Below are 22321 nucleotides of genomic sequence, written 5' to 3'. Positions count from 1 at the left end.
CTCCGCTGACCCGGCGGTTTGTAATCCGTTGTTCCGTGTCAGTGGAGGCGCATTATAGGGAGTTATTTCAGGCTGACAAGTTAAAAATACAAAAAACTTATCAAGCGACTACTTTTCAACCATTACATTGATTTTTGCTTTGTTTTTAAACAAAAACGAGCCCCGCAGGGCTCGTTTATTGTCGTTTTGTGACTTACTGCACTGCCACAATGCGATCGTCATTCACTTCCAGCCGAATCGTTTTGCCTGGAATCAGCTCACCAGACAGAATTTGCTGCGCCAGCGGGTTTTCGATCTGTTGCTGGATAGCACGTTTGAGTGGACGTGCGCCATACACCGGATCGTAACCATTCGCACTCAGCAGTTTAAGCGCCTCGTCAGAGATATGGATTTCATAGCCACGCTCTTCCAGACGTTTGTACAGACGTTGCAGTTGGATCTGTGCAATAGAAGCAATGTGCTGCTCACCCAACGGATGGAATACAACAACTTCATCTATACGGTTGATGAATTCCGGGCGGAAATTATGGCTCACGACGCCCAGGACCATATCCTTCATGTGGCCGTAGTCCAGCTCGCCGAAGCGTTCCTGAATCAGATCGGACCCCAGGTTCGAGGTCATGATGACAACCGTATTACGGAAGTCGACCGTTCTCCCCTGCCCGTCAGTCAGACGACCATCGTCAAGCACCTGCAACAGAATATTGAACACATCCGGGTGCGCTTTCTCCACTTCATCCAGCAGGATGACAGAGTAAGGACGACGACGTACCGCTTCTGTCAGATATCCACCTTCCTCATAGCCGACATATCCCGGAGGCGCCCCGACCAGACGAGACACCGAGTGTTTCTCCATAAACTCGGACATATCGATACGCACCATGGCATCATCACTGTCGAACATAAAGTTTGCCAGCGCTTTGCACAGTTCAGTTTTACCGACACCGGTTGGGCCGAGGAACAAGAACGAACCAATCGGGCGATTTGGATCGGACAAGCCAGCACGGCTACGACGGATGGCGTTAGAAACGGCTTCCACCGCTTCGTTCTGGCCAATCACGCGGCTGTGCAACTGCTGCTCCATACGCAACAGTTTTTCACGTTCGCCTTCCAGCATGCGAGCAACCGGGATACCGGTCCAGCGCGCCAGCACTTCTGCAATTTCTGCATCCGTGACTTTATTACGCAGCAGACGCATGGTTTTGCCTTCAGACTGGGTGGCTGCTTCCAGCTGTTTTTCCAGTTCAGGAATTTTGCCGTACTGCAGTTCAGACATCCGCGCCAGATCGCCGACGCGACGCGCCTGTTCGATGGCGATTTTCGCCTGCTCCAGCTCAGCCTTGATTGTTTGCGTTCCCGAAAGGGATGCTTTTTCAGCTTTCCACTCTTCTTCTAATTCAGAATACTGGCGCTCTTTATCGTCCAGCTCTTCGTTGAGCATATCGAGACGTTTTTTACTCGCCTCATCAGACTCTTTCATTAATGCCTGCTGTTCCAGTTTGAGCTGGATAATACGGCGGTCGAGTCTGTCGAGTTCCTCCGGCTTGGAGTCAATCTGCATACGAATGCTGGATGCCGCCTCATCGATAAGGTCGATAGCTTTGTCCGGCAACTGACGATCGGCAATATAGCGGTGAGACAGCGTAGCTGCCGCAACAATCGCCGGGTCAGTGATCTGCACATGGTGGTGCAGCTCATAACGTTCTTTCAGGCCACGCAGAATCGCGATGGTGTCTTCTACTGAAGGTTCGGCTACAAATACTTTCTGGAAACGACGTTCCAGCGCCGCATCTTTTTCGATGTACTGGCGATATTCATCAAGCGTTGTTGCGCCTACACAGTGCAGTTCCCCGCGTGCCAGCGCAGGTTTCAGCATGTTCCCGGCGTCCATTGCGCCATCGGCTTTACCCGCCCCAACCATGGTATGCAGCTCATCAATAAACAGGATGACATTGCCTTCCTGTTTCGAGAGATCGTTCAGCACGCCTTTTAAGCGTTCTTCAAACTCACCACGATATTTGGCCCCAGCCACCAGCGCGCCCATATCCAGCGCCAGCACACGGCGACCTTTTAAGCCTTCCGGCACTTCACCATTGATAATTCGTTGGGCCAGCCCTTCAACGATAGCTGTTTTACCGACGCCTGGTTCGCCGATTAACACCGGGTTATTTTTAGTACGCCGCTGCAGTACCTGAATAGTACGGCGAATTTCTTCATCACGGCCGATGACCGGATCGAGTTTGCCCTGCTCGGCACGTTCGGTCAGGTCGACGGTATATTTTTTCAAGGCCTGACGTTGGTCTTCAGCCCCCTGGTCATTCACGCTTTCACCTCCACGCATTTGTTCAATTGCCTGAGTGATATTCGCGGTCGTCGCACCTGCTGATTTTAGTAAATCGGTCAGCGTACCGCGTGACTCAAGCGCCGCCAGTACGAACAGTTCTGACGAAATAAAGTTGTCCCCACGTTTTTGCGCCAGCTTGTCGCAAAGATTCAGTACACGCACCAGATCCTGAGAAGGCTGCACATCACCGCCGGTACCTTCTACCTGCGGCAACCGGCTCAACGCCTGGTCAATGGCTGTACGTAACTGGCCAGCATTAATGCCAGCAGACGTTAATAAAGGACGTACCGATCCCCCATCCTGATTCAGCAAGGCGCTCATTAGATGAAGTGGTTCGATGAATTGATTGTCGTGCCCCAATGCGAGTGACTGGGCATCGGCAAGAGCAAGCTGGAATTTATTAGTAAGACGATCCAGACGCATAACTCCTCCCATAACAGGTCAAAATTGCTACTGGAGATTAAATGAGGTCATCCCTCAATTATTCAAGGTGAATGACCTGAATTATGTGAAAAGAAAATTACACGTACCGGATCGTCTTGATTCTTTAGGTTATATCAGCCAAATAAAACTTGCCATACGACCCGTGGTATTGTCGCGACGATAAGAGAAGAACGTCTCACTTTCGCTGAAGGTGCAACGGTCGCCACCGTGGATGTTCTCTACTCCGATATTTGCCAGACGCTGACGCGCAAGCTGGTAAATATTCGCCAGATATTTATCACCATGCGGTACAAATGCGAGGTCCGCTTGCGGATCTTTCGCCATGAACGCTGCGCGAACTTCTGCTCCCACTTCAAACGCGTTCGGGCCAATCGCCGGGCCTAGCCAGGCAATAATGTTTTCAGGTTTGTCGGCAAAACACGCCACCGTCTCTTCCAGCACGCCGGCGCATAATCCGCGCCAACCCGCATGTGCCGCCGCGACTTCCGTTCCTGCGCGATTGCAAAACAGCACCGGCAGACAGTCGGCCGTCATCACGGCACACACGGTGCCCGGCGTATTGCTGTAAGAAGCATCCGCACGTTTGGAGGCATAAGGCTCGCCGGTCAGTTTCAGGACATCCTTACCGTGGACCTGCTCCAGCCAGACTGGCTTTGACGGCAGATTGCCCGCAGCAAACAGCCGCTTGCGGTTCTCTTCAACATGCTCCGGGTTGTCACCGCAATGGGCGCCCAGATTCAGCGAATCATAAGGCGGCATGCTAACACCGCCAATACGGGTAGAACTACACGCAACAACACCTTGCGGTATCGGCCACTGCGGGACAATTAGCTTACTCATAACCAGGCAATATCATCCTTATGTTCTTCGAAATCAGCGCGCATCACTTCAATCAATTGCACCATATCTTGTGGAATCGGTGCGTGCCATTCCATTTCGATACCTGAAATTGGGTGATATAAACGCAGCATAGTCGCGTGCAGCGCCTGACGATCGAACTTACGCAGCACGGAGATAAATTCGTCAGAAGCGCCTTTCGGGGGACGCGGACGACCGCCGTAGACCTGATCGCCCACCAGCGGATGGGTGATATGCGCCATGTGCACGCGGATCTGGTGCGTACGTCCGGTTTCCAGACGCAGCCGCAGACGCGTGTGCACACGGAAGTGTTCCATAATGCGATAGTGCGTCACCGCCGGTTTCCCCATCGGGTGTACCGCCATGTGCGTACGCTTGGTCGGGTGGCGGCTAATCGGTTCCTCAACGGTTCCGCCTGCCGTCATATGACCAATCGCCACGGCTTCGTACTCACGGGTAATTTCACGCAGCTGCAGCGACTCCACCAGACGCGTTTGCGCCGGAACGGTTTTTGCCACCACCATTAATCCGGTCGTGTCTTTATCCAGACGGTGCACGATACCAGCACGTGGAACATCCGCGATTGGCGGGTAGTAATGCAGTAATGCATTCAATACCGTGCCATCAGGATTACCGGCACCCGGATGCACTACGAGGTCACGGGGTTTGTTGATGACAAGAATATCGTCATCTTCATAAACGATATCCAGTGGGATATCCTGAGGTTCAAAACGAACCTCTTCATCAATTTCTGCAGTGATGGAGACGCGCTCTCCACCCAACACTTTTTCTTTCGGTTTATCGCAAAGATTGCCATTTACCAGTACGCGCTGGTCAAGGATCCATTCTTTTATGCGCGATCGCGAATAATCAGGGAACAATTCGGCCAAAGCCTGATCTAAGCGTTGACCGAGCTGATTTTCGGAGACTGTTGCGGTGAGTTCTACTCGTTGTGCCATAAACTGCTTCTTCGTTTAACGTTGGGTTTTACGGCTTTGCCGTTTAATATAGTGTGCTATTGTAGCTGGTCTTAACCGGGAGCAGGAACAGAGAATCTCCCGTAAAACATTTTGAGGAAAGTCAAAACGTCATGACGCGCATGAAATATCTGGTGGCAGCAGCCACGTTGAGCCTGTTTTTGGCGGGTTGCTCTGGTTCAAAGGAAGAGGTGCCCGATAATCCGCCAAATGAAATCTACGCGACTGCTCAGCAAAAGCTGCAGGACGGTAACTGGAAACAGGCAATAACGCAATTAGAAGCGTTGGATAACCGTTATCCATTTGGACCGTATTCTCAGCAGGTGCAATTAGATCTCATCTACGCCTACTACAAAAACGCCGATCTGCCACTTGCTCAGGCTGCCATCGATCGTTTTATTCGTCTTAACCCGACACACCCTAACATTGATTATGTCATGTATATGCGTGGCCTGACCAATATGGCGTTGGATGATAGCGCACTGCAAGGATTCTTTGGTGTTGATCGCAGCGATCGCGATCCGCAACATGCCCGAGCTGCGTTTAATGACTTTTCCAAACTGGTACGTGGCTATCCGAACAGCCAGTACACCACTGACGCCACCAAACGTCTGGTATTCCTGAAAGACCGTCTGGCGAAGTATGAATATTCCGTTGTGGAATACTACACTGCCCGCGGTGCATGGGTTGCCGTGGTAAACCGTGTAGAAGGCATGCTGCGCGACTTCCCGGATACTCAAGCAACACGCAATGCCCTGCCGTTGATGGAAAATGCTTATCGCCAGATGCAGATGAATGCGCAGGCAGAAAAAGTAGCGAAAATCATTGCCGCCAACAGCAGCAATACCTGATTTATCTCAGAATGCAAACGGCAGCCCAAAGGCTGCCGTTTTTTTATCCGTAAACACAACAACTGAAGCGGTTTAGCCGCAACGCATCTCATCAAATATGGCCTGCTTTCAGGTATTCCTCAAGTAAAAAATCGCTTGTTCCTGCGGTGCCTCACAAAAAGGTTTTCTTGACAAAAAGCGACAAAAAAATGTGATTAATATCACACATTTTGACATTAGGAACGGTATGCTGGAATCACCAAGACGGGAAAGACAAGAGGTAAAATTTATGACAATGAACATTACCAGTAAACAAATGGAAATTACTCCGGCAATTCGCCAGCATGTCGCAGACCGTCTCGCCAAACTCGAAAAATGGCAAACTCATCTGATTAATCCACATATCATTCTGTCTAAGGAGCCGCAGGGTTTCATTGCTGATGCCACCATCAATACACCGAACGGACATCTGGTCGCCAGCGCAAAACACGAGGATATGTACACCGCAATTAACGATTTGATCAACAAGCTGGAACGGCAGCTCAATAAAGTGCAGCACAAAGGCGAAGCCCGTCGTGCAACAACTTCAGTCAAAGACGCCAACTTCGTCGAAGCAGAAGAAGAGTAGTCCCTTACATTGAGTGTATCGCCAACGCGCCTCCGGGCGCGTTTTTTGTTGACAGGGTGAAAACAGTACGGGTACTTTACTGACGTAGCCAAAGGAAAATTACATGAAACTTGTCCCGTTCTTCTTCGCATTCTTTTTTACCTTCCCCTGAATGGGAGGCGTTTCGTCGTGTGATAAAGAATGCGAAGACGAACAATAAGGCCTCCCACAACGGGGGGCCTTTTTTATTGATAACAAGAAAGGCAACACTATGACATCGGATAACCCATTGCTGGCGCTGCGCGATAAGATCAGCACGCTGGATGAAAAATTACTGGCCCTGCTGGCTGAGCGACGTGGACTGGCCGTAGAAGTTGGCAAAGCTAAGCTGCTTTCGCATCGTCCAGTTCGTGATATCGACCGTGAGCGCGATCTGTTGGACCGACTGATTCAGCTTGGCAAAGCACATCATCTTGATGCTCACTACATCACTCGCCTGTTCCAGCTTATAATCGAAGACTCCGTCCTGACTCAGCAGGCACTGCTCCAGCAGCATCTGAACAAAATTAACCCGCACTCAGCACGCGTTGCTTTCCTTGGGCCAAAAGGGTCATATTCTCATCTTGCCGCACGTCAGTATGCTGCCCGCCATTTTGAACAATTTATAGAAAGCGGCTGCGCGAAATTTGCCGATATCTTTAATCAGGTCGAAACCGGACAAGCTGACTACGCAGTGGTTCCGATTGAAAACACCAGTTCCGGTGGGATTAACGACGTTTACGACCTGCTACAGCACACCAGCCTGTCTATCGTTGGCGAGATGACTATCACGATTGACCACTGCCTACTGGTGTCCGGCACGACAGATCTCGAGACCATTGAAACGGTATATAGCCATCCGCAGCCATTCCAGCAGTGCAGCAAATTCCTGAGTCGTTACCCACACTGGAAGATTGAGTACACCGAAAGCACCTCGGCGGCGATGGAAAAAGTTGCGCAGGCTAACTCACCGCGCGTGGCGGCTCTGGGGAGCGAAGCCGGAGGCGTACTATACGGTTTGCAGGTTCTTGAGCATATCGAAGCTAATCAGACGCAAAACATCACCCGCTTCGTGGTACTGGCGCGTAAGGCAATCAATGTTTCCGATCAGGTGCCAGCAAAAACCACGTTGCTGATGGCGACAGGACAACAAGCCGGTGCGCTGGTAGAAGCTCTGCTGGTACTGCGCAACCATAATCTGATTATGACTAAACTGGAGTCACGCCCGATTCACGGCAATCCGTGGGAAGAAATGTTTTATCTTGATATCCAGGCCAACCTGGAATCACCCCAGATGCAAAAAGCATTGAAGGAGTTAGGTGAGATTACGCGCTCGATGAAAGTACTTGGCTGCTATCCAAGTGAGAATGTGGTGCCGGTCGATCCAAGCTAACGTTTGACAATGCCGGATGGCGCTACGCTTCTCCGGCATTCTATTTAGCCGATCCTTGTATGACTGATACAACGCATCAGCGTTGCCATTAAGCATCGTATTTATTGGCGACTATCGTTAGCCTGGCGCAACAAAGTACGGCTTTCATTCTGGAAGCGTTTCGCATAATCACCAAACCAGTGCTCCACCTTACGGAAGCTGTCGATGAACGCTTGCTTATCGCCCTGCTCCAGTAAACCGATCGCCTCACCAAAACGTTGGTAGTAGCGTTTGATCAGCGCAAGGTTACTCTCAGACGACATAATGATATCGGCATAGAGCTGCGGATCCTGGGCAAACAGACGTCCGACCATCGCCAGTTCAAGGCGATAAATCGGCGAAGAGAGTGCCAGTAACTGCTCCAGTTGAACATTCTCTTCCGCTAAATGCAGACCGTAAGCAAAGGTCGCAAAGTGACGCAATGCCTGAATAAATGCCATGTTCTGGTCATGTTCAACAGCACTGATCCGATGCAGTCGCGCACCCCACACCTGAATCTGTTCCAGAAACCACTGATAGGCTTCCGGCTGACGTCCGTCACACCAGACGACGACCTGCTTTGCCAGACTGCCGCTGTCCGGGCCAAACATAGGGTGTAATCCCACCACCGGGCCGTCGTGCGCCGCCAGCATCGCCTGCAAAGGACCATTTTTCACCGAAGCCAGATCCACCAGGATGCAGTCGGACGGCAGACGCGGTAATTTGGCGATCACCTGCTCAGTGACGTGGATCGGCACGCTGACGATCACCATGCCAGCATCAGAGACGATCTCCGGCGCACGATCCCAGTCCTGCTGTTCCAGGATCCGTACCTGATAACCTGACAGGGTGAGCATTTTTTCGAACAGACGTCCCATCTGACCGCCGCCGCCGACAATCACCACCGGTCGCAGAGAAGGACAAAGCGTTTTAAATCCTTTGTCGTTCTCACTGGAGTAAGACTCGCGCATAACCCGGCGCAGCACATCTTCAATCAGGTCCGGCGGCACGCCAAGGGCTTCCGCTTCCGCCCGGCGGGAGGCCAGCATAGAGGCTTCCCGTTCCGGCACGTAGATAGGCAGCCCAAAGCGGCTTTTTACTTCACCGACTTCGGCCACCAGCTCCAGGCGACGTGCCAGTAAACCCAGCAGCGCCTTGTCGACTTCATCAATTTGATCGCGTAATGCGGTCAATTCAGCAACCATAACCAACCTCTTATGCTACACGCGCCGACAGCTGGCCGTTTAAATCCTGGCTAATTTCACGCAGTAGCGCATCCGTCATTTCCCAGCTAATGCAGGCATCAGTTACAGACACGCCGTATTTCATTTCGCTACGCGGCTGTTCAGAAGACTGGTTGCCTTCGTGAATATTACTTTCAATCATCAAGCCAATGATCGAGCGATTGCCATCTTTGATTTGTGCAATCACGGATTCAGCCACGGCAGGCTGGCGGCGGTAATCTTTATTGGAGTTACCATGACTGCAATCTACCATCAGAGAAGGTCGTAGTCCCGCCTGCTCCATCTCTTTTTCGCACTGGGCGACATCTGCCGGGCTGTAGTTCGGCGCTTTACCACCGCGCAGGATCACGTGACCGTCCGGGTTACCCTGAGTTTGCAGCAGTGCAACCTGTCCAGCCTGGTTAATACCAACAAAGCGGTGCGACTGTGCCGCCGCGCGCATCGCGTTAATGGCGGTCGCCAGGCTACCGTCAGTACCGTTCTTAAAGCCGACCGGCATCGAAAGACCGGAAGCCATTTCGCGGTGAGTCTGCGATTCCGTGGTACGCGCACCGATTGCAGACCAGCTAAACAGATCGCCCAGGTATTGCGGGCTATTGGGATCCAGCGCTTCAGTTGCCAGCGGTAGTCCCATATTCACCAGTTCAAGCAGCAGCTGACGCGCAATTTTCAGGCCAGCTTCAACATCAAAAGAGCCATCCATATGAGGATCGTTAATTAACCCTTTCCAGCCGACGGTGGTACGGGGTTTTTCAAAATAGACGCGCATCACCAGGTAGAGGCTATCGCTGACCTCTGCGGCAAGGGCTTTAAACCGACGAGCGTACTCAATAGCCATTTCAGGATCGTGAATGGAACACGGGCCACATACCACCAGCAGGCGCGGATCGCGACCAGAGATAATATCTGAAATGGTTTTACGCGACTGAGAGATTTGCGCTTCTTGCGCCTGGCTCAGCGGGAATTCAGCTTTCAGCTGCTCCGGAGTCATCAGAACCTGTTCGTCGGTAATATGTACGTTGTTCAGCGCGTCTTTTTGCATGATGGTGATCCTGTTTAGCTCGTTTGCGATAGTTGATCCTCAGCGAGGAGGTGATAACGATAACACAACAGGTAAAGATTTCAATCCACAAACCGTAAATTTTAATTTACAGAATGCAATTTAATGACAAACCACGCCCTCCACTGTGTACATTAAAATTTACATCATCCGATATATAGATCCACTATGCTTAAAAAAACGAGGGAGTACAGGCAATGAAGCAACTCATCAGCACCCTATTTCTATTACTTCTTAGCGGATGTCAGATAGATCCTTATACCCACGCCCCCACATGGACGGGAACCGCCTGGTACGGCGCCGGAATACAAGATGCCATTTCGGGGTATGCCGTTAAAGATAATGAAACTCTTGCCGACAACTACAATGACCCCGAAGTCGATCGTACGGAATATCTTAAGGGTTATGCCGAGGGACAACGTAAAATCTGCCAGCCGGATTTTGTTTACGCCAGAGGTTTGACCGGGAAAACCTTTCCCCCAAGTTGTGATACGGTCGAAAATATTGACCAGTTACACAGTGCCTGGCAAAAAGGAGCAAACGAAGGTGCCACCTCAATAAGATTAAATTAAACAATAGCTTATATTTTATAAATTACTAAGATTTAACTTAAATCACTAATAGCTTTCCACCTGGTATAATGACGGCTTAGGAAAATAATGTTATTTTGTCCTAAATAATCTTGAATGTATTTCGACGTTTTACGGCAAACGCTGGTAGGTAACTATTCATGAGCTATTCTTACCGACTCATACTTCTACTGGCACTGCTCCTGACCGGATTACCGCTGTACGCCCAAAGCGTTACGGAAGAAGCAAAATCTGTACGCGCTATGGTTTCCGGCATCGTCAGTTATACGCGCTGGCCTGCACTGTCCGGGCCCCCCAAACTGTGTATTTTCTCTTCATCGCGTTTTTCCAGTGTCCTGGGAGATACCAGTGCCGGAGCATTACCCTATCTTCCCGTCATCATTCGTACGGAACAAGAAATATTAGTTTCGCAGTGTGACGGTTTTTATTTTGGAAAAGAATCCCCTACTTATCAGGTGGAATTAAAGAATAAATATCCGTCTAAGGCATTGCTATTAATTGCCGAACAGAACCCCGAATGCGTTATTGGCAGCGCCTTTTGCCTCATAATTAAAGATGAAGATGTGAGATTTTCCGTAAATATGGATTCCCTTTCACGCAGTGGCGTAAGGGTCAGTCCGGACGTATTAATGCTTGCACGGAATCAGAAGCATGGATAAGGGCCATTCTCCCATAACACGCCCGACGTTTAAACGGACATTACGGCGTATCAGCATAATCAGCGTTCTGGTAACTATGACGCTGATCTGGCTGCTGCTCAGCATTTCTTCGGTGCTGGCATTGAGACAGTATGCGCAAAAGAACCTGGATCTGACCGCTGCAACCATGACCCGCACGCTTGAAGCAGCATTAGTTTTTTCTGATGGCGTCGCAGCAACTGAAACGCTGGCAGCACTAGGCCAGCAGGGGCAATTTTCCGTTGCAGAAGTTCGTAATAAAAACCAGAAGGTGATCGCCACCTGGCGCTATAACGCGCAGGATACCACTGAAAAAATCAGCGGACTTATCAGCCACTGGCTGTTCCCACAACCGGTCACTCAACCTATTTTGCATAATGGCAACGTCATCGGCGAAGTACGATTGACTGCGCGCGATAGCGTTATCAGCCATTTCATCTATTTGTCGCTGGCTGTCCTTACCGGGTGCATTCTGTTGGCCTCTGGCATTGCATTAATGCTCACTCGTTATTTACATAATGGCGTCGTGGAAGCCCTGCAAAATATAACCGAGGTGGTACATGATGTTCGTACCAACCGTAACTTTTCACGGCGCGTTTCAGAAGAGCGCATTGAAGAGTTTCACCTTTTTGCCCAGGATTTTAATAGTCTGCTGGACGAGATGGAGGAGTGGCAACTTAAACTGCAGGCAAAGAACGCCCAGCTTTTGCGTACGGCGCTACACGATCCGCTGACCGGCCTGGCGAATCGCGCCGCATTTCGCAGCAGCATTAACGCCCTGATGAATGACCATGCCGCCCACAGCAGCTCCGCACTGTTATTCCTTGATGGTGATAATTTTAAATTTATTAATGATACCTGGGGCCACGCAGCGGGGGATCGGGTCCTGATTGAAGTTGCAAACAGGCTGTCCGAGTTTGGTGGTAATCGACATCACCCCTACAGACTTGGCGGCGATGAGTTCGCTATGGTGCTGTACAGCGTTCACTCTGAATACGAAGTTCAGCGGATCTGCGCGGCACTGTCACACGAGTTTAACCGACCTTTTGACCTGCATAACGGTCATCAGGCAAGCATGACTCTCAGCATTGGTTTTGCGCTGACGTGGGAACATGCCTCTGCCGAGAAATTACAAGAACTTGCCGATAAAAATATGTATCAGGCCAAAAATTTGCGTTCTGAACGCATTATTAAAAAATAAGGACTTACACATGCTAAAACGTCTATCATCCCCTTTCCTTCTGCTTTTACTGATTTTGGCAGGCTGTCAGGCACCTCAGGGAAAATTTACCCCGGAGCAAATTGCAGCCATGAAATCGTACGGATTTACCGAAGCTTCCGGAGACTGGTCTCTTGGTCTGTCTGACAACATCCTGTTTGACAAAAACGACTATAAGCTCCGCCCTGAAAGTGAAAAGCAGATCCAGGAAATGGCATCCAAACTGGCAGCTACCGGGCTAAACCATGCGCGTATGGATGGTCATACCGATAACTACGGCGAAGACAGCTACAACGAAGCGCTGTCGCTCAAACGCGCGAATGTGGTTGCCGATGCGTGGGCACAGGGCGCCAACATTCCCCGCACTAATCTGACAACGCAGGGACTCGGGAAAAAATACCCGATCGCCAGTAATCAGACGTCAAAAGGTCGTGCTGAAAACCGCCGGGTTGCAGTCGTGATCGCTACGCCGTAAAAGTCTTCAACTGGCTGCGCGCCGCGCAGTCATCCAATTGCAATAAAACAAAAGAGTAAGGTCGGAATAAAAAAAGGGCCAGCCTTTCGGCCAGCCCTTTTCTAACAGGATGTCGCTTGCGCGAATCTTAGTTAAGACGCTCTTTGATACGAGCAGACTTACCAGTGCGCTCACGCAGGTAGTACAGTTTAGCTTTACGAACAGCACCACGACGTTTAACAGCAATGCTGTCAACTACCGGAGAGTGAGTCTGGAAGACACGCTCAACGCCTTCGCCGTTGGAAATTTTACGAACAGTGAATGCAGAGTGCAGACCGCGGTTACGAATAGCGATAACCACGCCCTCGAATGCCTGCAGACGTTTTTTGGAACCTTCAACAACCCATACTTTCACTTCCACGGTATCACCCGGACGGAAGGAAGGTACGTCCTGCTTCATCTGCTCTTGTTCAAGTTGCTTAATAATGTTGCTCATAATTTAATCTCTTATCCTGGGTAAACTGATATTTGGGGGTCTCAGACCAGCCCATCATGTTTATGCTGCTGTTGTGCGTGTTCCGTTTTGAACTCCGCCAGCAACCTTGCTTGCTCTTCAGTCAGAGCCAGGTTTTCCAGAAGTTCAGGTCTTCTAAGCCAGGTCCGGCCCAGCGACTGTTTTAAACGCCAGCGACGTATCTCAGCGTGGTTCCCCGACAGTAACACTGCCGGTACTTCCATCTGTTCTAACACTTCAGGTCGGGTATAGTGCGGGCAATCCAGCAACCCATCAGCAAACGAATCTTCGATTGCCGAAGCTTCATGACCCAGAACTCCCGGAATAAACCGAGAAACGGAGTCGATCAGCGTCATTGCCGGTAACTCACCACCGCTGAGAACGTAATCGCCGATTGACCATTCTTCGTCAATTTCGGTTTGAATCACGCGCTCATCTATTCCTTCATAGCGACCACACACCAGAATCAGCTTTTGATTCGTGGCCAGTTCGCTAACGCCCGCTTGATCAAGCTTGCGTCCCTGAGGTGACAGATAAATCACCTTTGCGCCTTCACCAGCCGCAGCTTTTGCTGCATGAATGGCGTCCCGTAAAGGTTGCACCATCATTAACATCCCCGGTCCGCCGCCGTAAGGACGATCGTCCACGGTACGGTGCCGGTCATGAGTAAAGTCACGAGGACTCCAGCTCTGGATGTTCAGCAGGCCATTTTTTACTGCCCGGCCAGTTACCCCGTAATCGGTAATTGCGCGGAACATTTCTGGAAACAGGCTAACGATACCTATAAACACAAGCCAATCCCCATAACGCCGACTTTTACCGTTTATCCGGTGGTTTAAAAACCAGGATCCCAATCTACTTCGATAGTACGAGTAGCGAGATCGACTTTCTTGATAACCTGCCCATCGAGGAACGGTACAAGACGTTCCTTGATACCAAACGCATCTTTCAGGTTTGCCTTAATGACAATGACGTCATTCGAACCGGTTTCCATCATATCGACGACTTTACCGAGATCGTAACCTTCAGTGGTCACTACCTGGCAGCCCATAAGGTCTTTCCAGTAGTAGGAACCATCTTCCAGCGCTGGCAACTGCGAGGAATCCACGACAATTTCGCAATTAGTCAGTAGATTCGCCGAATCACGATCGTCAACGCCTTTCAGCTTGATGATCAGATCCTGATTGTGGTGCTTCCAGCTTTCCAGCTGTACTTGCTGCCACTGACCCGCCTTCTGGATAAACCAGGGCTGATAGTCAAAAATGCTTTCGGCGTCTTCAGTGGAAGAAAACACTCTGAGCCAACCACGGATACCGTAAGAAGACCCCATTTTCCCCAAAACGATGGGTTCCACAGGAGCCTGCGCGGCGAGTTGCTTGCTCATCATGACCACCGTGACAGATTAAGCTGCTTTGTTTGCTGCTTTGATCAGCGTAGCTACGCGATCAGAAATAGTCGCGCCCTGGCCAACCCAGTGAGCGATGCGATCCAGATCCAGGCGAGTGCCTTCTTCTTTTTCGCTAGCGATTGGGTTAAAGAAGCCAACGCGCTCGATGAAGCGACCGTTGCGTGCATTACGGCTGTCGGTAACAACAACCTGGTAGAACGGACGCTTTTTAGCGCCGTGACGAGCTAAACGAATAGTAACCATAACATCCTCTTGTGTGAATAAAACACCCAGGCCCCATCGAGGAACGGAGCCCGGGTGTCATATTAAAAGCCCGAAAATTTTACTGATTTCTGGGAAAAAAGCAATCAACATGTGATGAGGCTTTATACTTGGGCATTACCGTTGCAGCCAGTTTGGCGTCGGTGTGCACGCAGAAAGCGGAACGTACATGCAGTACGTGAGCATTTCGAGCCCACCCCGACGTCAAAAAGGCAAATTAGGTAGCCCGATATATTTATCTACCAGGGAAGCCTGGCGGCATCATACCCTTCATGCCACGCATCATCTTCGCCATACCGCCTTTCTTCATTTTCTTCATCATGCGCTGCATGTCGTCGAACTGTTTCAGAAGGCGGTTTACGTCCTGTACCTGCATACCGCAGCCGGCAGCAATACGGCGTTTACGGGAACCTTTGATGATTTCCGGCTTAGCGCGTTCTTTCATCGTCATCGAGTTGATGATGGCTTCCATACGCACCAGCACTTTATCGTCCATCTGCGATTTCACGTTGTCTGGGATCTGCCCCATGCCCGGCAGCTTGCCCATCAGGCTTGCCATGCCGCCCATGTTTTTCATCTGGTTGAGCTGCTCAAGGAAATCGTTGAGATCGAAGCCGTCGCCTTTTTTCAGCTTGCTGGCTAATTTCTCTGCCTGCGCGCGGTCGACCTTGCTTTCGATATCTTCGATCAGCGACAGCACGTCACCCATGCCGAGAATACGCGAAGCAATACGATCCGGGTGGAACGGCTCCAGCGCTTCGGTTTTCTCGCCGACGCCGAGGAATTTAATCGGCTTGCCGGTGATATGACGAATAGAGAGCGCCGCACCACCACGAGCATCACCATCAACTTTGGTCAGCACGACACCGGTTAACGGCAGCGCTTCGTTGAAGGCTTTTGCGGTATTCGCGGCATCCTGACCGGTCATGGCGTCGACCACAAACAGCGTTTCAACCGGCTTGATAGAAGCATGGACCTGTTTGATTTCGTCCATCATCGCTTCATCAACGTGCAGGCGACCAGCGGTATCCACCAGCAGCACGTCGTAGAATTTGAGTTTGGCTTCTTTCAGCGCGGCGTTAACGATATCGACCGGCTTCTGGCCGACATCCGACGGGAAGAAGTCCACACCGACCTGCTCGGCCAGCGTTTCCAGCTGTTTTATCGCCGCCGGGCGATAAACGTCCGCGGAGACCACCAGCACTTTCTTCTTGTGCTTCTCACGCAGGAATTTCCCCAGCTTACCGACACTGGTCGTTTTACCCGCCCCCTGCAGACCAGCCATCAGCACAACGGCTGGCGGCTGTGCAGCCAGATTCAGGGTCTGGTTTTCTTCGCCCATTGCCGCAACCAGTTCGTTACGGACAATCTTGACGAACTCCTGACCCGGCGTCAGGCTTTTGTTAACTTCATGACCAACCGCTTTCTCTTTTACGCGATTGATAAACTCACGCACTACCGGCAGCGCTACGTCAGCCTCCAGCAGCGCCATGCGCACTTCGCGCAGCGTCTCTTTAACGTTGTCTTCAGTAAGGCGTCCACGGCCACTGATATTGCGCAGCGTGCGCGACAAACGATCGGTTAAATTATCAAACATTGTCTCTCGCCTGGGGTGGAAACGGTCGGTCGCGACAGCGACACATCAACAGAAATTTGTCGCAGTATAACATGAAGCCGCCTTTGTTGTTATGCAACGGTTGGAGCAGCGGTCACGTAACGCTATACTGCTTTTCTTTATCACTGGCCAACTGTCGACACCTATATGCCCGTTTTTGCTCTGCTCGCCCTTGTCGCCTACTCAGTCAGCCTCGCGCTGATTATTCCCGCTCTGCTGCAAAAAAACAGCGGCTGGCGGCGTATGGCTATTCTCTCTGCGGTCGTCGCGCTGGTAAGTCATGCTATCGCCCTGGAAGCGCGAATTCTGCCCGGCGGTGAAAGCGGACAAAACCTGAGTCTGTTGAACGTCGGCTCACTGGTTAGCCTGATGATCTGTACGGTAATGACTATCGTCGCTTCCCGCAATCGTGGCTGGCTATTGCTGCCCATTGTCTACGCCTTTGCGCTAATCAACCTGGCCTTCGCCACGTTTATGCCGAACGAGTTCATCACCCATCTCGAAGCTACGCCGGGCATGATGATTCACATCGGGCTATCGCTATTCGCTTACGCCACGCTGATTATCGCCGCACTGTATGCGCTGCAACTGGCATGGATCGACTACCAGTTGAAAAACAAAAAACTGGCCTTCAGCAATGAGATGCCGCCGCTAATGAGTATTGAGCGGAAAATGTTTCATATCACCCAAATTGGCGTGGTTCTGCTGACGCTCACCCTGTGCACAGGCCTGTTTTACATGCATAACCTGTTCAGTACCGAGAACATTGATAAAGCCGTTCTCTCTATCGTGGCATGGTTTGTCTATATCGTTCTGTTGTGGGGGCATTACCATGAAGGCTGGCGCGGACGTCGCGTCGTATGGTTTAACGTCGCAGGCGCAGGCATTCTAACGCTGGCCTATTTCGGCAGTCGTATCCTGCAGCAGTTCGTGAGTTAAATCTTTAAGGAACCCTACGTGGAACACATCTCCACCACCACGCTCATTGTCACGCTTCTCATCATGGTGGTCATTTCCGCCTATTTTTCCGGTTCTGAAACCGGAATGATGACCCTGAATCGCTATCGTTTACGTCATCGGGCCAAGCAGGGAAATCGTCAGGCAAAACGCGTTGAAAAGCTACTTCGTAAGCCGGACCGCCTGATAAGCCTGGTGCTCATCGGTAATAATCTGGTGAATATTCTGGCCTCCGCGCTCGGCACCATTGTCGGTATGCGCCTGTATGGCGATGCGGGTGTCGCCATTGCCACTGGGGTACTGACGTTTGTCGTGCTGGTTTTTGCCGAAGTACTGCCCAAAACTATTGCAGCGCTGTATCCAGAAAAAGTCGCCTATCCGAGCAGTGTACTGCTGGCTCCACTGCAGATTCTGATGATGCCGTTGGTGTGGCTACTCAATACCATCACGCGGCTACTTATGCGCATGATGGGCATCAAAACGGATATCGTGGTGAGCGGTTCGCTGAGTAAAGATGAACTGCGAACGCTGGTGAATGAATCGCGCTCGCAAATTTCACGCCGTAACCAGGATATGCTTCTGTCAGTGCTGGATCTGGAAAAAGTCAGCGTCGATGACATCATGATCCCGCGTAACGAAATCATCGGCATTGATATTAACGATGACTGGAAGTCAATCGTGCGTCAGCTTTCGCACTCTCCACACGGCCGTATTGTGCTGTACCGCGACTCGCTGGACGACGCCATCAGTATGCTGCGCGTACGTGAAGCCTGGCGATTGATGGCAGAGAAAAAAGAGTTCACCAAAGAGACCATGTTACGTGCCGCCGACGAAATTTATTACGTCCCGGAAGGTACACCTCTCAGCACCCAGCTCATTAAGTTTCAGCGAAACAAGAAGAAAGTGGGTCTGGTTGTTAATGAATATGGCGATATTCAGGGGCTGGTCACGGTCGAAGATATTCTGGAAGAGATTGTCGGCGACTTCACCACTTCAATGTCACCCACGCTTGCCGAAGAGGTAACGCCGCAGAATGATGGCTCGGTGATCATTGACGGCAGCGCCAACGTTCGTGAAATCAATAAGGCGTTTAACTGGCACCTGCCGGAAGATGACGCACGTACCGTGAATGGTATTATTCTTGAAGCGCTGGAAGAGATCCCGGTTGCCGGCACGCGTGTGCGCATTGGACAGTACGATATCGATATTCTCGACGTGCAGGACAATATGATTAAACAGGTGCAGGTATTGCCGGTCAAACCGCTACGGGAAAGCGTGTCGGACCAGTGAGAGTAATTCAGGCCGGGTAGCGCGTGAGCATTACCCGGCCTGAAGGCTGATTAGCCTTTGGCTTTAGCCACAGAGACCATCGCGGCGCGGATGGTACGTCCGTTCAGGGTATAGCCTTTTTGCATTACCATCAGCACATTACCGGCAGCAACGTCGTCGGACTCTACCATTGCAATTGCCTGGTGCACGTTCGGGTCCATCGGCACATCGATATCCGCAACCACCTGTACACCAAACTTCGCCACGACATCCAGCATTGACTTACGGGTCAGCTCAATACCTTCAACCATCGCCGCCATAGCGTCATTATCTTTGTCCGCCACTTCCAGCGCGCGGTCCAGGCTATCCAGCACCGGCAGCAGTTCGTTGACGAATTTTTCCAGCGCAAACTTATGCGCTTTTTCTACGTCCAGTTCGGTACGACGACGCAGGTTTTCCATTTCCGCTTTGATACGCAACACGCTGTCGCGCTCGCGAGTTTCGGCTTCAGCAAGCTGAGCTTCCAGATTCGCAATTTTTTCATCGCGCGGATCCACCTGCTCAGCAGAAGCGTCTGATTCAACCGCCTCAACTTCTTCGTGCTGATCCATGATAATTTCTTCCGGGGCTTGCCCCTCAGGCGTTTTCTGTTCTTTACTACTCATGAATTTCTCCGCGTTTTTTTCGCATTCATCTCGCTAACTTGGCTTATTATGGGGATCAGATTCAGGGATTCAAGGGAAGTACTCACATTGTCACTAATCTTCGTTACAAGGACCTCGAGAAAATGAACAAACATTTCAAGTGTATTGGCATTGTGGGGCATCCACGTCACCCCACTGCACTGACCACACATGAAATGCTCTACCGTTGGCTGTGCACCAAAGGTTATGAGGTTATCGTTGAGCAACAAATCGCCCACGAACTGCAGCTGAAAAATGTGAAAACCGGCACGCTCGCAGAAATTGGCCAACAGGCAGACCTCGCCGTGGTAGTCGGCGGCGACGGCAATATGCTGGGCGCCGCACGCACCCTGGCACGTTATGACATCAAGGTTATTGGCATTAACCGCGGCAACCTCGGTTTTTTGACCGACCTTGACCCAGACAATGCCCAGCAACAGTTAGCTGACGTGCTGGAAGGCCACTACATCAGCGAAAAGCGCTTTTTACTCGAAGCTCAGGTGTGTCAACAGGATTGCCAGAAGCGCATTAGCACTGCCATCAATGAAGTTGTGCTGCACCCCGGGAAAGTGGCGCACATGATTGAATTTGAAGTCTATATCGATGAAATTTTTGCCTTCTCCCAACGTTCAGATGGGCTGATTATCTCGACGCCGACCGGCTCTACCGCCTACTCGCTCTCTGCCGGAGGCCCAATTCTGACGCCTTCTCTGGATGCCATTACGCTGGTCCCCATGTTTCCGCATACGCTTTCCGCGCGGCCGCTGGTGATCAACAGTAGCAGCACCATTCGCCTGCGCTTTTCTCATCGCCGTAACGATCTGGAGATCAGCTGTGACAGCCAAATCGCCCTGCCTATACAGGAAGGTGAAGACGTATTGATTCGCCGCTGTGATTATCATCTGAACCTGATACATCCAAAAGATTACAGCTATTTCAACACATTAAGCACTAAGCTTGGTTGGTCAAAAAAATTATTCTAATTTAACGCGAACCTCTTTACTGTATAAAAAACCAGTTTATACTGTATGAAATCACAGTTATGGTTTTTCATACAGGAAAACAGCTATGTTGGCACAACTGACCATCAGCAATTTTGCTATCGTTCGTGAACTTGAGATCGATTTCCAGAACGGAATGACCGTTATCACCGGTGAGACCGGTGCGGGTAAGTCCATTGCCATTGATGCTCTCGGTTTGTGTCTGGGCGGACGCGCAGACGCAGACATGGTGCGTGCAGGTGCCATGCGAGCCGACCTCTGCGCCCGTTTTGCCTTAAAAGATACCCCCGCAGCCCTGCGCTGGCTGGAAGAGAACCAGCTTGAGGAAGGCCGTGAGTGTTTGCTGCGTCGCGTTATCAGCAGCGATGGCCGCTCTCGTGGGTTTATTAACGGAACCGCCGTTCCGTTATCGCAGTTGCGCGAGCTGGGTCAGTTACTTATTCAAATCCATGGCCAGCATGCGCATCAGCTCCTGACAAAATCAGAACACCAAAAATCCCTGCTTGATGGTTACGCCAATGAAGCGTCTCTGACCCAGGAAATGGCTGCGCGCTACCAACTATGGCACCAAAGTTGTCGTGACCTGGCGCATCATCAGCAACAAAGCCTGGAACGCGCAGCCCGGGCGGAATTGTTGCAATACCAGTTAAAGGAACTGAACGAATTCAATCCGCAGCCGGGTGAGTTTGAGCAAATTGATGAAGAGTACAAGCGCCTGGCTAACAGTGGGCAATTGCTCACCACCAGCCAACAGGCGCTGGCTATCCTGGCAGATGGTGAAGACATCAATCTGCAAAGCCAACTGTACACCGCAAAACACCTGGTCACTGAACTGGCAGGCATGGACGGCAAACTTTCAGGTATTCTGGATATGCTGGAAGAGGCCACCATCCAGCTCAGCGAAGCCAGCGACGAGCTGCGCCACTATTGCGATCGTCTGGATTTAGACCCTAACCGCTTGTTCGAGCTCGAACAGCGTATCTCCAGGCAAATCTCGTTGGCGCGTAAGCATCATGTTGCCCCTGAAGTGCTGCCACAGTTCTATCAGTCTTTGCTGGATGAACAACAGCAACTGGACGATCAGGCCGACTCGCTCGAAACCTTAACCCTGGCGGTGAACAATCACCACCAGCAGGCGCTGGAAACGGCAAAAATGCTGCACCAACAGCGTCAGCATTATGCGCAGGAACTGGGACAACTTATTACAGAGAGCATGCATGCTCTCTCGATGCCACACGGTGTCTTTTGCATTGATGTGAAATTTGAGGAACATCATCTGAGCGCAGACGGTGCCGATCGCGTGGAGTTTAAAGTGACCACTAACCCAGGTCAGCCGTTACAGCCAATTGCGAAAGTCGCTTCCGGCGGGGAACTGTCACGTATTGCGCTGGCTATTCAGGTCATTACAGCACGTAAGATGGAAACGCCTGCGCTAATTTTCGATGAGGTGGATGTTGGTATCAGCGGCCCGACGGCTGCGGTAGTGGGTAAAATGTTGCGACAGTTGGGCGAGTCAACGCAGGTAATGTGTGTTACTCACCTGCCGCAGGTTGCGGGCTGTGGTCATCAACATTTCTATGTCAGCAAAGAAACAGATGGCGCGATGACGGAAACACACATGCAGCCGCTTGATAAACGCGCTCGCCTGCAGGAATTAGCCCGTCTACTTGGCGGTAGCGAAGTGACGCGCAATACCCTCGCAAATGCAAAAGAACTGCTGGCGGCATAAACTTTTTTACCTTGTGAAGGTCTGAGTTCAACATAAAATCGCCGACCGACCCGACAGCAAAAGGTTTTAAAGTGGTGAAAGGTCTATTATCATCGGCATATTACATATGAGCCGCGTACTGCTCGGGCCC

The 22321-nt window shown here is 51.1% G+C and carries 23 protein-coding genes and 1 other annotated feature; of the genes, 12 read left to right on the top strand and 11 right to left on the bottom strand.

Features of this window, described 5'->3' with window-relative positions; genetic code table 11:
• Positions 1-193 precede the first annotated feature (193 nt).
• The 3 genes from clpB to rluD all read right to left on the bottom strand — a co-directional run bounded on the left by clpB (position 194) and on the right by rluD (position 4605).
• Entirely contained in the window at positions 194-2767 is a 2574-nt protein-coding gene (gene clpB / locus OGW44_RS12595; RefSeq protein ID WP_185654526.1) for an ATP-dependent chaperone ClpB, read from the bottom strand.
• A 129-nt stretch (positions 2768-2896) separates the two neighbouring features.
• On the bottom strand, positions 2897-3628 hold the full coding sequence (yfiH, locus tag OGW44_RS12590) for a purine nucleoside phosphorylase YfiH (RefSeq protein WP_047499528.1): 732 nt from the start codon (positions 3626-3628) through the stop codon (positions 2897-2899).
• On the bottom strand, positions 3625-4605 hold the full coding sequence (gene rluD, locus OGW44_RS12585) for a 23S rRNA pseudouridine(1911/1915/1917) synthase RluD (RefSeq protein WP_016154063.1): 981 nt from the start codon (positions 4603-4605) through the stop codon (positions 3625-3627). The genes yfiH and rluD overlap by 4 nt, the downstream gene beginning before the upstream one ends.
• A gap of 131 nt (positions 4606-4736) precedes the next feature.
• Here rluD and bamD point away from each other — a divergent pair, with 131 nt between their 5' ends.
• The 4 genes from bamD to pheA all read left to right on the top strand — a co-directional run bounded on the left by bamD (position 4737) and on the right by pheA (position 7492).
• Positions 4737-5474 (top strand): outer membrane protein assembly factor BamD, encoded by a 738-nt coding sequence (bamD, locus tag OGW44_RS12580; RefSeq protein ID WP_016154064.1) that lies wholly within the window; start codon positions 4737-4739, stop codon positions 5472-5474.
• 268 nt (positions 5475-5742) lie between these two features.
• The gene (gene raiA / locus OGW44_RS12575) at positions 5743-6081 is read left to right on the top strand and encodes a ribosome-associated translation inhibitor RaiA (protein ID WP_003031244.1); all 339 of its coding nucleotides are present in this window, start codon (positions 5743-5745) and stop codon (positions 6079-6081) included.
• Between the two features lie 102 nt (positions 6082-6183).
• Positions 6184-6309: a sequence feature (Phe leader region), on the top strand.
• Positions 6185-6232, top strand: a complete 48-nt coding sequence (gene pheL / locus OGW44_RS12570; RefSeq protein WP_100250063.1) for a pheA operon leader peptide PheL — start codon at positions 6185-6187, stop codon at positions 6230-6232. It overlaps the preceding feature by 48 nt.
• A 22-nt stretch (positions 6310-6331) precedes the next feature.
• Positions 6332-7492: a bifunctional chorismate mutase/prephenate dehydratase gene (pheA, locus tag OGW44_RS12565; RefSeq protein WP_047499527.1), complete on the top strand. Its 1161-nt coding sequence runs from the start codon at positions 6332-6334 to the stop codon at positions 7490-7492.
• A gap of 101 nt (positions 7493-7593) precedes the next feature.
• Here the strand turns inward: pheA and tyrA are convergent, their stop codons facing one another.
• Together tyrA and aroF are read right to left on the bottom strand one after the other, a co-directional pair.
• On the bottom strand, positions 7594-8715 hold the full coding sequence (gene tyrA, locus OGW44_RS12560) for a bifunctional chorismate mutase/prephenate dehydrogenase (RefSeq protein WP_016154066.1): 1122 nt from the start codon (positions 8713-8715) through the stop codon (positions 7594-7596).
• Positions 8716-8725: 10 nt separating this feature from the next.
• Entirely contained in the window at positions 8726-9796 is a 1071-nt protein-coding gene (gene aroF, locus OGW44_RS12555) for a 3-deoxy-7-phosphoheptulonate synthase AroF (protein ID WP_016154067.1), read from the bottom strand.
• A gap of 215 nt (positions 9797-10011) precedes the next feature.
• Here aroF and OGW44_RS12550 point away from each other — a divergent pair, with 215 nt between their 5' ends.
• The 4 genes from OGW44_RS12550 to OGW44_RS12535 all read left to right on the top strand — a co-directional run bounded on the left by OGW44_RS12550 (position 10012) and on the right by OGW44_RS12535 (position 12775).
• Positions 10012-10386 carry a DUF2799 domain-containing protein gene (locus OGW44_RS12550; protein WP_185654525.1) on the top strand — a complete coding sequence of 125 codons (375 nt, stop codon included), beginning with the start codon at positions 10012-10014 and terminating at the stop codon, positions 10384-10386.
• Between the two features lie 158 nt (positions 10387-10544).
• A complete protein-coding gene (gene yfiR / locus OGW44_RS12545) occupies positions 10545-11063 on the top strand; it encodes a regulatory sequestration protein YfiR (RefSeq protein WP_016157185.1) in 519 nt (172 codons plus the stop codon).
• Positions 11056-12282 carry a diguanylate cyclase DgcN/YfiN gene (gene dgcN / locus OGW44_RS12540; RefSeq protein ID WP_047414892.1) on the top strand — a complete coding sequence of 409 codons (1227 nt, stop codon included), beginning with the start codon at positions 11056-11058 and terminating at the stop codon, positions 12280-12282. The genes yfiR and dgcN overlap by 8 nt, the downstream gene beginning before the upstream one ends.
• 10 nt (positions 12283-12292) lie before the next feature.
• The gene (locus OGW44_RS12535; protein ID WP_016154071.1) at positions 12293-12775 is read left to right on the top strand and encodes an OmpA family protein; all 483 of its coding nucleotides are present in this window, start codon (positions 12293-12295) and stop codon (positions 12773-12775) included.
• A 127-nt stretch (positions 12776-12902) separates the two neighbouring features.
• Here OGW44_RS12535 and rplS read toward each other — a convergent pair whose 3' ends face one another.
• The 5 genes from rplS to ffh all read right to left on the bottom strand — a co-directional run bounded on the left by rplS (position 12903) and on the right by ffh (position 16534).
• On the bottom strand, positions 12903-13250 hold the full coding sequence (gene rplS / locus OGW44_RS12530; RefSeq protein WP_002914145.1) for a 50S ribosomal protein L19: 348 nt from the start codon (positions 13248-13250) through the stop codon (positions 12903-12905).
• 41 nt (positions 13251-13291) lie between these two features.
• Positions 13292-14059 (bottom strand): tRNA (guanosine(37)-N1)-methyltransferase TrmD, encoded by a 768-nt coding sequence (gene trmD / locus OGW44_RS12525; RefSeq protein WP_016157187.1) that lies wholly within the window; start codon positions 14057-14059, stop codon positions 13292-13294.
• 44 nt (positions 14060-14103) lie between these two features.
• Positions 14104-14652 carry a ribosome maturation factor RimM gene (gene rimM, locus OGW44_RS12520; RefSeq protein ID WP_003031230.1) on the bottom strand — a complete coding sequence of 183 codons (549 nt, stop codon included), beginning with the start codon at positions 14650-14652 and terminating at the stop codon, positions 14104-14106.
• A gap of 18 nt (positions 14653-14670) precedes the next feature.
• Entirely contained in the window at positions 14671-14919 is a 249-nt protein-coding gene (gene rpsP, locus OGW44_RS12515) for a 30S ribosomal protein S16 (protein WP_003031228.1), read from the bottom strand.
• Between the two features lie 253 nt (positions 14920-15172).
• On the bottom strand, positions 15173-16534 hold the full coding sequence (gene ffh, locus OGW44_RS12510; protein ID WP_003031226.1) for a signal recognition particle protein: 1362 nt from the start codon (positions 16532-16534) through the stop codon (positions 15173-15175).
• A gap of 165 nt (positions 16535-16699) precedes the next feature.
• Here ffh and OGW44_RS12505 point away from each other — a divergent pair, with 165 nt between their 5' ends.
• Both OGW44_RS12505 and OGW44_RS12500 read left to right on the top strand, forming a co-directional pair.
• Complete coding sequence (locus OGW44_RS12505; protein WP_003031224.1) at positions 16700-17491, top strand: cytochrome C assembly family protein; 792 nt, start codon at positions 16700-16702, stop codon at positions 17489-17491.
• Positions 17492-17509: 18 nt separating this feature from the next.
• Complete coding sequence (locus OGW44_RS12500; RefSeq protein WP_008324538.1) at positions 17510-18799, top strand: HlyC/CorC family transporter; 1290 nt, start codon at positions 17510-17512, stop codon at positions 18797-18799.
• Between the two features lie 50 nt (positions 18800-18849).
• Here OGW44_RS12500 and grpE read toward each other — a convergent pair whose 3' ends face one another.
• A complete protein-coding gene (gene grpE / locus OGW44_RS12495; RefSeq protein ID WP_003031221.1) occupies positions 18850-19443 on the bottom strand; it encodes a nucleotide exchange factor GrpE in 594 nt (197 codons plus the stop codon).
• 122 nt (positions 19444-19565) lie between these two features.
• Between grpE and nadK the strand changes: the two genes are divergently transcribed.
• Both nadK and recN read left to right on the top strand, forming a co-directional pair.
• Positions 19566-20444, top strand: coding sequence for an NAD(+) kinase (nadK, locus tag OGW44_RS12490; protein ID WP_016154073.1), 879 nt, complete (start codon positions 19566-19568; stop codon positions 20442-20444).
• Between the two features lie 85 nt (positions 20445-20529).
• On the top strand, positions 20530-22191 hold the full coding sequence (gene recN, locus OGW44_RS12485) for a DNA repair protein RecN (protein ID WP_016157188.1): 1662 nt from the start codon (positions 20530-20532) through the stop codon (positions 22189-22191).
• Positions 22192-22321 lie beyond the last annotated feature (130 nt).

Source organism: Citrobacter sp. Cb023 (assembly GCF_030336805.1).
GTDB lineage: Bacteria > Pseudomonadota > Gammaproteobacteria > Enterobacterales > Enterobacteriaceae > Citrobacter > Citrobacter braakii.
Note: the sequence above shows the minus strand (reverse complement) of the source record. Positions and strands in the feature narration are given on the sequence as shown.

Excerpts from the sequence above, each read along its gene's own strand:
- rimM (WP_003031230.1), bottom strand. The coding sequence starts at position 14,652 with ATGAGCAAGCAACTCGCCGCGCAGGCTCCTGTGGAACCCATCGTTTTG.
- nadK (WP_016154073.1), top strand. The coding sequence starts at position 19,566 with ATGAACAAACATTTCAAGTGTATTGGCATTGTGGGGCATCCACGTCAC.
- yfiH (WP_047499528.1), bottom strand. The coding sequence starts at position 3,628 with ATGAGTAAGCTAATTGTCCCGCAGTGGCCGATACCGCAAGGTGTTGTT.
- aroF (WP_016154067.1), bottom strand. The coding sequence starts at position 9,796 with ATGCAAAAAGACGCGCTGAACAACGTACATATTACCGACGAACAGGTT.
- bamD (WP_016154064.1), top strand. The coding sequence starts at position 4,737 with ATGACGCGCATGAAATATCTGGTGGCAGCAGCCACGTTGAGCCTGTTT.
- pheA (WP_047499527.1), top strand. The coding sequence starts at position 6,332 with ATGACATCGGATAACCCATTGCTGGCGCTGCGCGATAAGATCAGCACG.
- clpB (WP_185654526.1), bottom strand. The coding sequence starts at position 2,767 with ATGCGTCTGGATCGTCTTACTAATAAATTCCAGCTTGCTCTTGCCGAT.
- dgcN (WP_047414892.1), top strand. The coding sequence starts at position 11,056 with ATGGATAAGGGCCATTCTCCCATAACACGCCCGACGTTTAAACGGACA.
- OGW44_RS12505 (WP_003031224.1), top strand. The coding sequence starts at position 16,700 with ATGCCCGTTTTTGCTCTGCTCGCCCTTGTCGCCTACTCAGTCAGCCTC.
- tyrA (WP_016154066.1), bottom strand. The coding sequence starts at position 8,715 with ATGGTTGCTGAATTGACCGCATTACGCGATCAAATTGATGAAGTCGAC.
- yfiR (WP_016157185.1), top strand. The coding sequence starts at position 10,545 with ATGAGCTATTCTTACCGACTCATACTTCTACTGGCACTGCTCCTGACC.
- rpsP (WP_003031228.1), bottom strand. The coding sequence starts at position 14,919 with ATGGTTACTATTCGTTTAGCTCGTCACGGCGCTAAAAAGCGTCCGTTC.
- raiA (WP_003031244.1), top strand. The coding sequence starts at position 5,743 with ATGACAATGAACATTACCAGTAAACAAATGGAAATTACTCCGGCAATT.
- recN (WP_016157188.1), top strand. The coding sequence starts at position 20,530 with ATGTTGGCACAACTGACCATCAGCAATTTTGCTATCGTTCGTGAACTT.
- grpE (WP_003031221.1), bottom strand. The coding sequence starts at position 19,443 with ATGAGTAGTAAAGAACAGAAAACGCCTGAGGGGCAAGCCCCGGAAGAA.
- OGW44_RS12535 (WP_016154071.1), top strand. The coding sequence starts at position 12,293 with ATGCTAAAACGTCTATCATCCCCTTTCCTTCTGCTTTTACTGATTTTG.
- rplS (WP_002914145.1), bottom strand. The coding sequence starts at position 13,250 with ATGAGCAACATTATTAAGCAACTTGAACAAGAGCAGATGAAGCAGGAC.
- OGW44_RS12550 (WP_185654525.1), top strand. The coding sequence starts at position 10,012 with ATGAAGCAACTCATCAGCACCCTATTTCTATTACTTCTTAGCGGATGT.
- rluD (WP_016154063.1), bottom strand. The coding sequence starts at position 4,605 with ATGGCACAACGAGTAGAACTCACCGCAACAGTCTCCGAAAATCAGCTC.
- ffh (WP_003031226.1), bottom strand. The coding sequence starts at position 16,534 with ATGTTTGATAATTTAACCGATCGTTTGTCGCGCACGCTGCGCAATATC.